General features: G+C 41.4%; 15 protein-coding genes and 4 tRNA genes. 11 read left to right on the top strand and 8 right to left on the bottom strand.

The window, feature by feature from the left end; translation table 11 throughout:
* Positions 1-11: 11 nt before the first annotated feature.
* Both P2W82_RS05560 and P2W82_RS05555 read right to left on the bottom strand, forming a co-directional pair.
* Positions 12-1091 (bottom strand): sensor histidine kinase, encoded by a 1080-nt coding sequence (locus tag P2W82_RS05560; protein WP_336514857.1) that lies wholly within the window; start codon positions 1089-1091, stop codon positions 12-14.
* Positions 1088-2146, bottom strand: coding sequence for a sensor histidine kinase (locus tag P2W82_RS05555; protein WP_336514856.1), 1059 nt, complete (start codon positions 2144-2146; stop codon positions 1088-1090). The genes P2W82_RS05560 and P2W82_RS05555 overlap by 4 nt, the downstream gene beginning before the upstream one ends.
* Before the next feature lie 345 nt (positions 2147-2491).
* On the opposite strand from P2W82_RS05555, the gene P2W82_RS05550 reads away from it, so the two are divergent.
* From P2W82_RS05550 to P2W82_RS05500, 11 genes are all read left to right on the top strand, one after another.
* Complete coding sequence (locus tag P2W82_RS05550) at positions 2492-3169, top strand: sigma-70 family RNA polymerase sigma factor (RefSeq protein ID WP_336514855.1); 678 nt, start codon at positions 2492-2494, stop codon at positions 3167-3169.
* A gap of 393 nt (positions 3170-3562) precedes the next feature.
* Complete coding sequence (locus tag P2W82_RS05545) at positions 3563-4135, top strand: Pvc16 family protein (RefSeq protein ID WP_336514854.1); 573 nt, start codon at positions 3563-3565, stop codon at positions 4133-4135.
* A 44-nt stretch (positions 4136-4179) separates the two neighbouring features.
* Entirely contained in the window at positions 4180-4953 is a 774-nt protein-coding gene (locus tag P2W82_RS05540) for a M15 family metallopeptidase (protein WP_336514853.1), read from the top strand.
* A 185-nt stretch (positions 4954-5138) separates the two neighbouring features.
* On the top strand, positions 5139-5567 hold the full coding sequence (locus P2W82_RS05535) for a hypothetical protein (protein ID WP_336514852.1): 429 nt from the start codon (positions 5139-5141) through the stop codon (positions 5565-5567).
* 1270 nt (positions 5568-6837) lie between these two features.
* Positions 6838-7440: a TetR/AcrR family transcriptional regulator gene (locus P2W82_RS05530; RefSeq protein WP_336514851.1), complete on the top strand. Its 603-nt coding sequence runs from the start codon at positions 6838-6840 to the stop codon at positions 7438-7440.
* Positions 7441-7491: 51 nt separating this feature from the next.
* Positions 7492-8013, top strand: coding sequence for an acyl-CoA thioesterase (locus P2W82_RS05525; RefSeq protein ID WP_336514850.1), 522 nt, complete (start codon positions 7492-7494; stop codon positions 8011-8013).
* A 114-nt stretch (positions 8014-8127) separates the two neighbouring features.
* Positions 8128-8820, top strand: a complete 693-nt coding sequence (locus P2W82_RS05520) for an aspartate/glutamate racemase family protein (RefSeq protein WP_336514849.1) — start codon at positions 8128-8130, stop codon at positions 8818-8820.
* An 18-nt stretch (positions 8821-8838) separates the two neighbouring features.
* Positions 8839-10308 carry an APC family permease gene (locus P2W82_RS05515; RefSeq protein WP_336514848.1) on the top strand — a complete coding sequence of 490 codons (1470 nt, stop codon included), beginning with the start codon at positions 8839-8841 and terminating at the stop codon, positions 10306-10308.
* Between the two features lie 8 nt (positions 10309-10316).
* On the top strand, positions 10317-10841 hold the full coding sequence (locus P2W82_RS05510) for a GNAT family N-acetyltransferase (RefSeq protein ID WP_336514847.1): 525 nt from the start codon (positions 10317-10319) through the stop codon (positions 10839-10841).
* Between the two features lie 50 nt (positions 10842-10891).
* Entirely contained in the window at positions 10892-11644 is a 753-nt protein-coding gene (locus P2W82_RS05505; RefSeq protein WP_336514846.1) for a class I SAM-dependent methyltransferase, read from the top strand.
* 19 nt (positions 11645-11663) lie between these two features.
* Positions 11664-12602, top strand: a complete 939-nt coding sequence (locus P2W82_RS05500; protein ID WP_336514845.1) for a ketopantoate reductase family protein — start codon at positions 11664-11666, stop codon at positions 12600-12602.
* A gap of 316 nt (positions 12603-12918) precedes the next feature.
* Here P2W82_RS05500 and P2W82_RS05495 read toward each other — a convergent pair whose 3' ends face one another.
* The 6 genes from P2W82_RS05495 to P2W82_RS05470 form a co-directional block, all read right to left on the bottom strand.
* Positions 12919-14049: an AAA family ATPase gene (locus tag P2W82_RS05495; protein WP_336514844.1), complete on the bottom strand. Its 1131-nt coding sequence runs from the start codon at positions 14047-14049 to the stop codon at positions 12919-12921.
* A 128-nt stretch (positions 14050-14177) separates the two neighbouring features.
* Positions 14178-14666 (bottom strand): ribonuclease H-like YkuK family protein, encoded by a 489-nt coding sequence (locus P2W82_RS05490; RefSeq protein ID WP_336514843.1) that lies wholly within the window; start codon positions 14664-14666, stop codon positions 14178-14180.
* Positions 14667-14707: 41 nt separating this feature from the next.
* A tRNA-Phe gene (locus P2W82_RS05485) sits at positions 14708-14780 on the bottom strand.
* A gap of 14 nt (positions 14781-14794) precedes the next feature.
* Positions 14795-14866: transfer RNA gene (locus tag P2W82_RS05480), tRNA-Asn, on the bottom strand.
* 3 nt (positions 14867-14869) lie between these two features.
* Positions 14870-14943: transfer RNA gene (locus P2W82_RS05475), tRNA-Lys, on the bottom strand.
* 52 nt (positions 14944-14995) lie between these two features.
* A tRNA-Arg gene (locus tag P2W82_RS05470) sits at positions 14996-15068 on the bottom strand.
* Positions 15069-15131 lie beyond the last annotated feature (63 nt).

Here is a 15131-nt window from a genome sequence, read left to right as displayed (position 1 = left end):
CAGAACTCGGTTTAGTTTATAGTTTGTGCGTATTGTGGCAGCTTGGGATCTGCAGTATTCAACCAGATCAATGGCAAGACCACGGTAAAACTTTTTTCATCTTCAATCACCTGGAACCCGGGTTGTCGCAGCAATTCATATTTCGATCTGATATTTTTCAATCCCACTTTGCCTGACGGCGCCTTCAGGTTTCGCTGCCGGATATTGTTATTCACCAGCAATTTATTTCCTACTGTCGTAAATATTTCAATTGTCAACGGATAATTTTTTGAAAGCGAGTTGTGTTTTACCGCATTTTCCACCAGCAACTGCAGACTCAGTGACGGAAGAAGATAACTTTCATAGCGCTTATCTATATCCAGTTGTAATTCTATCGCATCGCCATGTCTTGTTTTCAGCAGGTTAAAATAGGAATGAATAAATTGAATCTCATTTTTAAGCGTACTCATTCCATCTTCGTTATTGCGCAACAGGTAACGGTATACTTTGCTGAGTTCATTCAGGAATACTTCCGCCTGTGCTTTGTCCTCCGTTATCAGCGAAGAAAGCGTATTGAAACAATTGAAAAGAAAATGCGGATTTACCTGGCTTTTCAGCCCTTCGAATTCTCCCTGCAAACTCAGGAACTCATACTTCTCTCTTTCGCGCAAACTCTCTTTCCACTGGCGGAAAAAATAATTTCCTTCCCAAAGAATAATTGCAATGTAGGTAAAGGTCAGACCTACTACCATACACATGACGAACTTCTCAACGGTTGGATGATATAATCCGGGATTCAGGTATCCTACGACAAAAAATATGACTATCACTGAGAGCAGAATGATGAAAAACTGCTTAATGAAAATAATGAGTATCCGTTTACCGGTATTATGTAGTCCGGATAGTTTTTCATGTATATATCTTGTACATAACACATCCAGGTACCATGGAAACAGTGCAACCGTGATTAATGGCAAAAATGCAGTGAGCCAGAGTTGTGGATATTTCCACCACGCCGTATCAAGTACTATATAGCACTTAACCGTTGCTATCGCAGGCATCAGCATAAAAAAGCTGGCCCATTCAACCGCATATGGTTTTGGCAGCCTCATGAAAGCTCCATTGTTTTATCCTGGATCAAAGGCAATTTCACTGTATAACTGTTTTCCGTTTTCGAAACATTGATTTGTTGATGCGTCAGTAAGCGAATTTTCTCCGCCAGGTTATCGATACCAGATTCATCCGCCGGGATCGTCGCAATTCTGCGTTGGATATTATGGGAAAGTTCCAGCCAGTGATCTTCTGAAACACTAATGGAAATATTCAACGGGCTGTCTTTATGCGTAGCATTCTGATTGAATGCGTTTTCGAAAAGTGTCAGAAGTGCAAGCGGCGGAATCATCAGTTGTCGCTGGTCATCATCAAAGTCGACAGACAAATTTACGGCGTCACCATAACGCGCTTTCAGCAGGTAGAAATAGGAATTGATGAATTTCAGTTCTGTTTCGAGACTCACCAGTTTATCGTCACTTCCCCGGAGCAGATATCGGTATACTTTGGTGAGTTCATTTAAAAAGGTCTCTGCTTTTTCTTCATCTTCAGAAATCAGGCTTGATAAAGAATTCAAACTATTGAAAAGAAAGTGCGGGTTCACCTGGCTTTTTAATCCCATCAACCTGCTTTGTGTGTATGCTTTTTTCAGTTGCTCGGTCTGAGTGAAAGTGGATTTCCATTTTTCAAAACTTTCAAACCCTTCATGAACAAGCGTGATCAGAATATTTAAGATGAAGGAAATGCTGAGCGTCCAGTAAAACCTTCTTTTGTTCAGTTCATATCCAAACAGATGCAGGTAATCGTATCCTTTAAAAAACAAAGCGATAACCAGCGCCTGAATAGTCCCGATTACGACGATTGTAATGATCAATCTTTTGATCAGGTCCTCATCCTTTGGTAAGCGGTTTCTTACAGTTACAGCAACCCAGGTGAAAAGAAACCACGCAAGCGTCATCACGCCTGCTACGACCAAACTGCTCAGTAACAAGAGTTTTGGTTCAGTAAAATATCGCCCGCCAAACAGAAGAGAGTTTATCAGCGCAACCACCAGTGGCATGGTCACTGATAGGATCAGCATATCTCTACGGGTATATTGTGGCAGTTTAACCATCATAAAATTTAGAGCCGTGAACCATCTGGCCGCACTCGATTCGGGCGACGAAGGGTTGTTGTACAAATTACATTCTTTTCAGGGTAACCTCACAGCGCTGGAGATAAATTGCCCGGCCATCCGGATGAGTTGAGTAAAACCGTGTATGAATTGCAGGAATTGACGCTAACCTGTAATTATTTATCATTTTTCATTGTCTTCACATCTGATCTCAGGATTCTGTAATTCATGCAGGCTTTTTTACATCCCGTACACAATACACTTTTATCAGAACAGTAAGCGGAGCAAATTTGTGACAACGAAAGGAAATTAATTGTTCAGGAAAGGAAATTATCAAAAAACTGTTTTATGAAAGAGATTATCAGTCAGTACCAGCCACTTTGGTTTTCGATAGCGAAAAAATACAGCGGAGATGTTCACACCAGCGAGGAATTGGTTCAGGATGCATTGGTAAGATACCTGCAGTCTGAAAACGCTGAAGTTAAAAACATAAAAGCCTATGTCGCGAAAACCATTTATCATCTCTACATCAACCAGATCAGGAAGGAAAAGATCAGGAACGAATATTCGAAACAGCAGGTACGGAACGCGTCCGCCCTTGCTGAACAGGATTCAACTCTCGAAAATGGAAATGAGGTAAAGCATCAGCTGAGCAAAATGTACAAGATGCTGACACCGGGAGAAAGAGCGGTATTTATTCTCAGGAGGGCTTTTGACTATGATTTCGAACAGATCTGTGAGTTGTTCCGGATTACCAATGAAAACTGCCGACAGTTAATGTGCAGGGCTAAAGCTAAAATGCAGGAGCCGGGTAAGCCATATTTCAGGCCCGGGAAAAATGAAGCTGCCTTTATTGATGCTTTTTTTAAAGCTTCACGTAATGGGAGCATGGATGAATTGATTAATATTCTCAGACAGGATTTAGGAAAGAAATATCTGAAAGTAAGCAAAGAACCGAAATCGAAAGCAGCAAAGGGTATGGTTATCGGATTGGGCAATGGCAGGATGGAGGGATTAAGAGCGTGACTCACCCCTCGCTGGTCTCTACGCTTCGCTTAGAGAGGGGAAAAGGCAACACGCAACAGATATTGCGCAATGAGGTTGTTGTTCCTGTTTCTGTCTAAACAATATTTCAGGATGGTTTTTATTGAATGCAGAGCCGATGGTTTCATCGGCTTTTGTTTTATAAGCAAGAGGCGGGAGAAAGTAGTCAGCAGATTTAGTCAGTAAAAAGCATAGCAACAAGCCTACTATTGTTGCTACCCTGTATCTTTCTGTATTTAGTATTCTGTTTCCTCCTTCGGGTGAGTAGAAAAATTTCCTTTTTTCGCTGAAATCACCTAATTTATGAAGCTTATTTCAGTTGCATACAACACCTGATTTCACTGGAAGGCGTGTCAGTAATTAAAAATCTTTCAGATGATCGATGTCGCATTACAAACGGTGGTGGATTCCCTGAACGATTATTTCGCTCAACGCATGGGTCTTGAACATCCTGATCCAACTCCATATGTGATACTTGACAACGTCGCAAAGTACAGGCAAGCCGCCCATAATAATGCCCATATTCATCATTCTGATAATGTTGTATTGACTGTCGTGAACCTGGAAAAATCGTCTTTGCATCATTCCAGTCCGCATCATCTGCTGAATTCCGGTGCAAATGCTTCCAACAGTAATTCCTACCGTATTCACCTGCATTGTCTTTTTTCCATAACGGTAGAACCTTATAACAGGGCACTTCAGTTTCTCGGGCTGATCACGGACTATTTTCATCTTCATCCTGTTTTTGAATTTGAGCAACGCGATGGTGAAAAAAATAAAATAGCCATGGAACAGGTGGTACTGAATTTCGAGGAAAACCAGCAATTATGGAGTATGCTCGGCGGTAATCTGCTACCCTCGGTAATGTTCCGGGCCGCATTACAAATGCACGCGGTTGAATCAAAACAGCTGGAAGCAAAAACATCCGGATTTCCCTACCTGCTCTGATGGTTTCCGACTCTTGATTTTACTTGGCTAAAACCTATTAAACGATGCGCGTACTAAAATTAGGATCGTCAGGTGCGGTGGTAAAAAAATGGCAACTGTTTTTAACGGGCCAGGGATTGTATCACGGACTTGTGAACGGCATTTTTGACGGACCAACAAAACTGGCTTCACAGGAATTCCAGAAGCGTCATTCACTTGAACCAGACGGAAAAGTCGGTGACAAAACAACCGGTGCAGCAATGATGCTTGGCTTCAGTATTCTTACAGATGATGAAGTTGGAAAGGATAGCGCAAACTGGCCAAAAAAACCAAGATTTCAACCGCTCATTACCAACGCTGATCGAGCCTCGGTCTTTGGGAAATTCAGTTTCAGATCAAAACCCGTTCCGGGCAATCCCGAAAATATAGAAGTGACGGATAACTGGGCAAGAGACAATATTGTTATTGCAAAAGTGCCTCAGCTCGTCGGCATAAAGGGTTCGGATAAAGTCGCGTTTCATAAAAAATCAAAAAGTCAGTTGGAGAAACTCTGGAAAGATTGGGAATCAGCGGGCTTGCTGTTTCTTGTACTAACCTGGGCGGGATCATATAATCCAAGGTATATCCGTGGAAGCAGAACCATATTAAGCAATCATGCCTTCGGTACCGCTTTTGATATTAATGTTGAATGGAACGGACTAGGCGCATTACCTGCCCTTGCAGGAAGAAAGGGAAGTGTACGTGAACTCGTGGAAATTGCCAACCTGAATGGATTTTTCTGGGGTGGACATTTTACGAGACTGGACGGGATGCATTTTGAAGTAGCGAAAGTGGTATAGCGTAGAAAGTTAAACGTGAATGTAGTACGTAGAACGCTGGCCTGGGACGAGGATAGCTGCATTTCCATCCACTCTTATATCATGTTCCATTTGTAAGGAATATTTCAATTGCAAGAGCTAACGTTATACGTTTTATGTTAAACGTTAAACGTAATACGTTCCATCTTTTACGTTTAACTTTGCAGATGCTTCGCAAAAAACCCGACGTTGATGTGATCCTGGATGTGCTGAATGAATTCCTGGCGATATACCCCGATTCGCCTTTTGTAAAAAGTTTATTGAGTCAGTACCGGGAAAGAGGAAGTCTGAGCAAACGTCAGTTAGAAGGGTTGTTTCTTAAGGCTGTCGACATACAAAAGATCACTCCTTCCAAACTTGCGACATTGGAAGCTGTAATCAAAAAGAAGGCATTCAAATCCAAAGCAGCTCCGCCACCGCCAAAACCTTTGTACGAAAAGGATACAGCAACAGGTGATAAAATCGATGCCATACTTGCCAAATATCCGGAACACAAAAGAGTAAAATTTTTTCAGGCTCAGTACCAGAATAATGTACAGTTATCGCCACTGGAACAGACAGAGTTGGAAAGGTTTTTTAAGCTGCTGGTGAAGTGAAGCATTAACAACTTGTTGTTTTACCAGCAAATCTGATTCATTTCCAGTCTTCATTTTTTCACCTGCCGGATATCGCTCTTCATCACCATACAACAGTTTGATTCAAATCCAATAATGAATCCGAAGGAGTCAAAAATGCAAGCTGCTACCTGGAATTAAAAACAGTAATTCGGACGTTAATGCCGTGGTCTTTGACCTGTATGTTATTTCGCTAAAGAGAGGTTGTAGCAAACTTCTATACGGCCCGCAGAAATATGATTTTAATGAAGATTTGAAGGCGTTTATGTCACCCGGCAAATACTGCGTGGTGAAGAAGGTGGTGTTCCGCCGAAACTGGAAGGCGAGGATATTCATTCATCCGGATTTTCTATGGAACACATCGCTGGGAAAAAATATTCGTATATACCAGTATTGATTATGCCGTAAATGAAGTATTGTTTCTTTCCGAAAAAGAAGAATAAATTGTCAATGGAACTATTCAGCATGAATATCATTCCAACATGAATAACTTCAGCAAACAAATCATTATTTCACACCTCGAAAATTTGCTGAGTTATGCAGAACCGTTTTACAATCGCCGGTTTATCACCCGGGAAAAATTCTTGACAGACTGGAAGAATTACCTTCCGATTATTTTCGAGAGGATGATCTGGCGGTTAAGGGTATTGCAGTACAATACATTTCCGATCATTCAAATATCTCACCGACCTATTTGCGTAGCCTGTTGAAATCGCTTACCGGGCAAAACACTCAGCAAACATATCCATACTATACTTATTGAGAAAGCGAAAGAAAAACTGTCCACAACAGATCTTTCCGTTAGTGAATTGCCTAAGAGTCAGGGTTTGAACACCTGCAATCGTTCAGTAAATCATTTAAAACGAAAACGATGTTTTCTCCAATGCAGTTTCGTTAGTCTTTTAATTGAGGTTACGATTACCAGAGGGCAAGGCCGGAGCATTGAGCATTAACTTCACCTGTGTTTCTATTCTTTACGATAACAGGGCAGGTTTTGAGCTACGAATTGATAGTCGTTGAATTTAAAAGAGCATAAAAGCAAACCACAGAGTAATATAAGTGGCAACAGCTGGGTAACAGGCGAGAAAAAAGAGTTATCTCTTCTGTAGTTGTTGCCTCGTGTAGCCTGTGTATGACTTTCGTAAAAGCGGAAAAATGAAATTTCAATCGAACAATTGCCTAAGAGTTTGTGCAAAATAAATTTTCCGAAAATATACCTATTGGTATATTTTTAATTACCTTCACTGAAGCAATGAGCAATTCTCTATCAAAAGCAGAAAGGACCAGACAATTCATCATTGAAAAAACCGCATCTGTTTTCAATGAAAAAGGGTATGCGGGTACTTCAATTAATGACCTTACTCAGGCAACTGGTCTTACGAAAGGAAGCATCTACGGAAATTTTGAGAATAAAGACGAAGTCGCGCTGGCTGTATTTGATTATAATCACAATAAGGTCACCGAATTTATAAAGGCAAAGTTACTGGCCACTGAAAATGCAGTTGAGCGCTTACTGGTTTACCCGGAAGTGTATCGCAATTATTTAAAAACGCCTTTTTTACAACCTGGCTGTCCTATTCTAAATACTGCTACAGAGGCCGACGACACTCACCCGCTTTTGAAAGAAAAAGCAGCCAATGCACTTGCTATCTGGAAAAAAGCAGTGGAAAATCAGGTAAAGAGAGGGATAAGCAGAAATGAAATAAAAGCGGATACCAACCCTGCAGAGATTGCTGTTATTCTCATTTCACTGATTGAAGGAGCATTTATGCAGGCCAAGGTAACTGGCAAAACAACTGAGCTTAAAATCGCCATGGATTACCTGGCAAAAATGATACGCGATCTGGAATGCTGATTTTTTTTAACCTGAAATATACCAATCGGTATATTATTTAATCGTGATTGTATGCATGAGTATAAAAAAGTTCTTGAAAGCAAAATGAAAATACGCTTTCACGATTGCGACCCCTTTAATCACCTGAACAACGCCAGGTATATCGATTATATCGTTACCGCCAGAGGCGACCAGCTGCTGGACAATTACGATCTTGACATTTACAGACTGGCAAGAGAGAAAGCTATAGGCTGGGTATCGGCCCAGACACAAATTTCCTACCTCGTGCCTGCCATGGTGATGGAAGAGGTAACCATCCAAACGCAATTGATTTCTTTTTCTGACAAAAGCCTGGTGTTTGAAGGCCTGATGTGGAACAACGATACAACTCAACTCAAAGCAGTAATGTGGACCAAACTCGTGCACTTCAGTCTCACGCATCAAAAAAGCCACAACCATTCAGCAGAGCTGATCCAACTCTTTCAACAGATTGTTAACCCCCTTGTCTCTCAAGTCGATTTCGAAACAAGAGTAAAAAACCTCAGGCCTGTAGATGAACCGATGACATTCCGAACTGCAAAAGACCATTCCTGAGTTAGACCAAATAACTCTATTTCAGATAATCTAAGCGCAGTTAACAAACAATACGATCATGACATGAAATCATTGCAGGACGCAACTCCATTTCTTAAACAACATATATACTAGATGAAAAAAATCGGACTGGTCGGTGGTACCAGTTGGACGTCCACCATTGACTACTATAGGTTTATCAATGAAGAAACCAACAAACAATTAGGTGCCTTGAATTTCGCCGAATGCATTATCTACTCTGTCAACTTTGAACATTTCAGAAAGTTCAATGCAGCACATGATTGGGACGCGAATTTCAAATTACTATCACAGGCAGCAATGAAGCTGAAGGATGCCGGAGCAGATCTCCTCATGCTAGGCGCAAATACTGCGCATATAGTAGCAGAACGAATTAGTGCAGCAATTGACATACCTCTCATTGACATCCGGATAGCCACTGCAAACGCGATCCATCAAAAACAACTGACGAAGGTCGGACTGCTTGGAACTGTTTTTACAATGGAGCTGGATTTCTATAAAGACAAGCTTTCAGCAACCGGCTTAACCATCATAACGCCGGAAACCAAAACTGAAATTGACTTTATTGAACAGACGCTCGTGCACGAATTAGGTAAAGGCATTATTCGCTCCGAAACCAAAAAGGAATATGCAGCCATTATCAACAGGCTGATCAAGCGCGGTGCAGAAGGTATTATCCTCGGTTGCACGGAAATTCCGCTGATCATCGGCCAGGGAGATATTCACGTGCCTGTGTTCAATACCACTTTGATTCATGCGCAGGCCGCTGTTGATTTTGCATTAAAGTAAAACCAAACCCACCCTAACATGAACCTGAAAAATTTACTCCGAAAGAAACCTCTGGAAGCATATCATGAGGACATTAAAACGAGTCAGTTAACAAGAACTCTTGGTAAATGGGAACTTACTGCCATTGGAGTTGGCGCGGTTATCGGGGGCGGTATTTTCGTACTGACCGGGGTGGCAGCTAATCAATATGCAGGACCTGCGTTGGCTTTATCCTTTGTGCTTGCAGGAGCGGGTTGTCTGTTTGCCGCATTTTGTTACGCGGAATTCGCCAGCATACTGCCCGTGTCAGGATCAGCGTACTCTTATTCTTATGGCACGATCGGTGAATTTTTTGCATGGTTCATAGGCTGGAACCTTATCCTCGAATACATGATGGGCGCCACAACGGTAGCCGTCAGCTGGTCAAAATATTTTATCAAACTATTGCATCTTTCAGGCATCCACAATACCCCGCCATGGTTAATAAATGATCCTGTGACAGCAAAGGAAGAAGCTTTGAGACTGGGAATCGATCCACCTGTATTTTCGATCAATCTCCCTGCTGCCTTGATTGTTTGGGTTGTCACATACATTCTTGTACGAGGTATAAAAGAATCTGCAAGAACCAATAATATCATCGTATCCATAAAAGTAGCTGCAGTGCTGTTTGTGATCATAGCAGGTGTTGCATATATTAATCCTGCCAACTGGCAACCATTTATTCCCGAAAGAATAGTCGATACCTCCGGCACAGGTCATTACGGAATTTACGGAGTTGTTACTGCTGCCGGACTTGTATTCTTTGCATTCATTGGTTTTGATGCCGTATCCACTCAATCGCAGGAGTCGTTGAATCCTGTAAAAGACATTCCATTCGCTATCATCGCTTCATTGGTTATCTGTACCATCTTATATATACTGGTTTCCTTAACACTAACGGGGATGGCAAGTTACACCGAACTTGACCCTGGAGCGCCGGTAGCATCTGCATTCAGTGCGGTCGGCCTCCATTGGGCCTCGCTATTAATCACAATCGCAGCAGTTATTGGTTTGATATCTGTAATGCTGGTGATGCTGCTTTCGCAAACCAGGATATTCCTGAACATGGCTAAAGACGGTCTTCTGCCACCAAAAATTTTCGCGACTATCCATCCCCGATATAGAACACCATGGAAGAGTACGATTTTACTGGGCTTCATTTCTTCTTTTATTGCTGCATTTACTCCCATTGAAAAAGCAACCAAAATGACAAGCATCGGAACCTTATTTGCCTTTTCGATGATCTGCATTGCTGTGCTGGTGCTCCGAAAAAATCAACCGACACTTCACAGACCATTTAAAGTAAAAAACCTGCCCCTTATAGCAGGCTTGGGCTTTGCATTCAATTTATTGCTGATGTTCAGTCTTGATTCCTCCACCTGGCTGAGGCTGATTGTATGGAGCGTCGCAGGCATCCTGATATACTTTCTCTATGGTGTAAAAAACAGCGGGTTAAACAAGATTGAATAATAATCTACATGAGTAATATGATAACAAAAGCTGTGCGGGATGATCTGCCGGTCATTTATCATCTTTTTGAGGAAGCAATACGTTTTCAACAATTGAATAATTATAAAGGATGGGTCAGCTATGACAAAGCATTTATAGAAACGGATATAGAACAGGGACATTTGTTTAAGATGATTACCGGGAATGATATTGTCTGCATCTTCAGTGTTTACTATAGCGATGCATTGATATGGCGCGAAAAAGAATCCGGTGATGCAGCATACTTGCATCGTATTGTCATCAACAGAAACTTTGCTGGTCAGCAATTGTTCAAAAAAGTACTTGACAACACCATTCAGCTGGCAAAAGAAAAAAATCTGAAATATATCCGCATGGACACCTGGGCGGAGAATGAGAAGATCATTTCCTATTATAAAAGTTTTGGTTTTTCATTTGTTGAGAACTACACGACTCCGGAAACGGAGAACCTGCCGGAACAGCACAGAAACCTTCATGTTGCATTGCTGGAAAAAACAATTCTGCAGATCGGGTAAATTTGAAGTTTCACAGCATTTGATTTCTTTAATGAACAAAACGACTATAGATGAAATGGGACGCAAACCTTTACGACAATAACCATTCTTTTGTTTCAAAATATGGAGAGGATCTTATCAATGTTTTAGGACCTGCACCAGGAGAAATCATTCTGGATATCGGCAGTGGTTCAGGCGACCTGGCGGATCTGATTGTTAAACGCAATGTCAAAGTCATTGGGATCGATAATTCCAGGGAAATGGTCGAGGCCGCAAGAAATAAGTATCCCCATATACAATTTGACATCGGTTCAGCGAGTAATTTTTCTTACGATATAAAGTTTGATGCAGTATTTTCCAATGCCACGCTGCATTGGGTACCCGATTATGAAAAGGCAATCACGTGCATAGGCAATGCTTTAAAGACGGGGGGAAGATTTGTTGCGGAATTCGGCGGAAAGGGCAACGTATCCAACATAACCGATGCACTGAAGTTTCAGTTAATTAGCAAAGGTTATACAGCAGTAGCTGAAAGTCCGCTTTGGTATTTTCCGTCGTTATCTGAATACACAACTTTATTGGAACAAAAGGGTTTCCGGGTAACATTTGCCGCCCACTTCGATAGGGAAACATTATTGAAAGGCGATGATGGCATGAAGAACTGGTTGATCATGTTTGGAAAATCATACTTAGAGAAACTGGAATTGAACGTTGCTGAGGAGATCATCAACAGAGTAGAGAACCAGCTCCGGGCAACAAATTTTAAAAACGGGAACTGGTATGCCGATTATGTACGATTGAGATTTGTTGCAATAAAAGTGTAATCTGAAAATAAAAATCATTATGCAGAAAACTAAACCCACGATTTACATCATTGGCGCTGGTGCAATCGGGAAGACGTTGGCTGTTTTTTTAAAACAGCAGGGTAAAGATATTGTTCTCCTTCGTGGTCATATTGATAATAAACCCGCCTGTGTTGAAAACATCGAAGTCCAGTTAAGCAAGGATGAAATCATCAGAGAAGAAATCACTTTGAGCTGTATCAGCAATTACCCAGCTTTTGATGGCATCGTTGTTCTTGCAAATAAGGCATACGGAAATCTGTCAATTGCAGAACGACTCAGAAATAAAGTCAGGAATTCACCTTTGGTCATTCTGCAAAACGGCCTGAATGTGGAGCTGCCTTTTACAGATCATAAATTTTCACACGTATACCGCGGTGTTCTGTTTACTACCTGTCAGTCATTGGCAGAAAACTCGGTAAAGTTCAGGCCTGTGACGGCGTCTCCCATTGGTATTATCTCAGGCAATGAAAAAACTTTACATGCTATCGTCGATCAATTAAACAATCCGAATTTGCAGTTTATTTCTACGTTAAATATTCATTCAGTCGCCTGGACAAAAACAATAATCAATTGCGTTTTTAATTCAATATGCCCTTTACTGGAAACCGACAATGGGATTTTTCACAGCAACAGAAATGCCTTAACCATAGCAAAGCGTATTATAGATGAATGTGTGATAATTGCCTCATTAAAAAATATTCATCTGAATAGCGAAGAGATATTGGAAAAACTTCTCCTCATCAGCAGATCTTCTGATGGACAACTTATTTCTACATACCAGGACATCATCAACAAGCGAAAAACCGAAATTGAATCGTTTAATTTCGCGATAACCGGTATTGCAGATCTGCTTCAAAAAAAAGAACTGGTAACGGAGACCCGTTTGCTGGGTGAGCTGATACAAATCAAATCTGAATTAACATCTGGCAGTGTGTAAGGAAACCTGTAAGGTCTTCACGACCTCACAGGTTTGACGAACCAAAAATTCCCTTCAACTGTTCCAATAATGCACCAGCCGGGCGGGGAACCTGCGCATCCTGTTGCTCTACCGTTGAGTTATCCCCGTAAGAGCGGAAGAGGAGTCGGACCTCTGACTTACAGAGTAATGATATAAACTATCGCTGCAAAAGCATACGGCCAGCTACTGCTTCCGCACGGTCATGAAATCACGCATAGACCTGGTCTGTATTCAATAGTCATATACCATCTTGCCGGTGGGCAGGCTTTTATACGACATGTCAGGTCCCGTAGCACTAACAGCGCTGTGCCAAATCAGAATGACGTTTGAAACCGATTATTTCAATCCTTTTTATTTCAAACTGCATATCATGTTGATTGGTTATTTCAGCAACAGTCATTGGCATTTTAATTACTGTTTCGAATCCAAGATGATCTGAGAGCCGCTGTGATTTTTCGACACTCAATTTTCCGAATTCATACCTGGCGATAAGCCGACCTTTTCGCATCAACGCATCGTCAATCAGGTTGAGATCACTATTGAAAGTGCAGATCACCTGTACGCTCACACAATCACTCAACAAACCATCACTCAGGTTCAGCAGGTTGGATACTGAAGAATCGCTGTTATATTTTCTGTTCATGAGGATATTTTCTGCATCCTCAATCACCAAAACTGAATTGGGATTTTCGATCAGCAGATCCACAAATTCAGGATTCATCAGGTTGCCTGCTACAGAAGGTGAAACAAAAAGTACTTTCTTTTTAAGTTCACCAACCAGGTGACGCAGGTAAGATGTTTTTCCTGTACCTGGTAGTCCATGAAGCAAAACAATCCCTTTATCGTTCTGCATATTCAACCGGCTTTTAATCAGTTTATCCACTTCAATAAAATCATCATTGTAAAACAAATGCAGATCGAGATTCGCAGGTTTTATATCCAGCCGTTTCAGATCAAGTCCCGAATTAGAGTATGTGATGATATTGATCTCGAAATCCTCCTGTTTCTCCAGCACTTTGAATTCACTAAAAGCAGCAAGCAATTCTGAGGCGTGTTGAAAAGCTTCAGACTGGTAAAGAATTCGTGCATACCTGTAAGCCAGTTCGATAATCACTTTATTCTTCATTACGAATAAGGTTTTGTCGAACTCCTGCTTACCTGCCTCAAAATTGTACTCGCAGGACTGATATATCCTTGAAACCATTCCGCTATGTATACCTGTTACATATTCGAAAACCTTTCCGACATCAACACCTTGAATGATGCTGATGTTCGGAATAGACCCGAACCTATACCTGTATAGTGATTTAGCATCGATATAGTGATTCTCGAAAACCGGTAACGATCTTTTACTGATAAGTGTCCTCAACAGACCTCTCAGTTCTGAGAAGAGTGAAGGGAAGATCACGATCAGAATCCGAATCATGATGATGATTAAAAAAATATATAACGACATAAGTTGATTTTTTAATTGTTCGTTGTTCGTTCATTGTTCATCGTTGTCCACTGTTCGCTGTTCGCAATAGCCGCCAGTACCTTTTGCCTCTTGCCTCATCATTGCACTACTTTGTTAGCGCAGCTTGAGCTGGCAAACGCCTGGGGTTTTGCCTTGAAATCAAATCCCATCCCGACGATATATCCCATCGCCTCTTTCAGTGCATCATTGCTTTTGAAACCGGGATTGGTATTGATGTCTGCATGTACTTCCATACTCACACTGAAGCGTGAAAAAATATTGCAAAGCGCAAAAGCCACATCGACGCTTTTTGCTGCTTCTACGAGCATCCGCTGTTTGATACTCATCTTCTGATGAGAAACTTCATTGCATATGTACATGAATCCTCCTTTACCTTTCCGGATGAAAACAATAACAGTGGCAAATTCAGTTACAGTTCCTTTCACCTGGCTGTCAGTACCGATACATACCTTCAATTCGTGACCGGATTCGCGCTCCTTTGCCAGTATGTTTACTACTTCATCTGCTATCGGAATGAGAATTTTCTCTCCATTTAATTTCCGCCATTGGAGTTTTAAATGTTCCATTGTATCAGTTTTCTGTTTCTGTATTCTGCTTTCTCTTCCAGTGGCGCCCGAGGGAATCGAACCTTCTTTGCCAGATTTTCAATCCGGTGCATAGACCAACTCTGCCAAAGCACCCTGTTTAATAAATGCGGATGAAAAAAGACTCGAACTTTCAACCGGCGGCTTAACAAACCGCTGCTCTGCCATTGAGCTATTCATCCTTGTTGGCCCGGTGAGATTCGAACTCACAACCTCCCGGTTAAAAGCCGGGAACATCTACCTGTTGAGCTACGAGCCAGTTGAGCTTCTTAATTTTTCATAGGTTTTCCAGGGACGTTTAAAAAAATCGGTTGGCATGACAGGATTCGAACCTGTATCTCTTCATTCGTAGTGAAGTATTCTCATCCTTTTAACTACAAGCCATTTTTTTCCTGTTTCTATTTTCTGTTTCTCAATAAAAAACCCGGTCGTTTACTGCGACCGGGT

The sequence above is a fragment of the Pollutibacter soli genome, assembly GCA_029269725.1.
In the GTDB taxonomy this organism is placed as follows: domain Bacteria; phylum Bacteroidota; class Bacteroidia; order Chitinophagales; family Chitinophagaceae; genus Pollutibacter; species Pollutibacter soli.
This window is presented reverse-complemented; position numbering and strand designations above follow the sequence as displayed.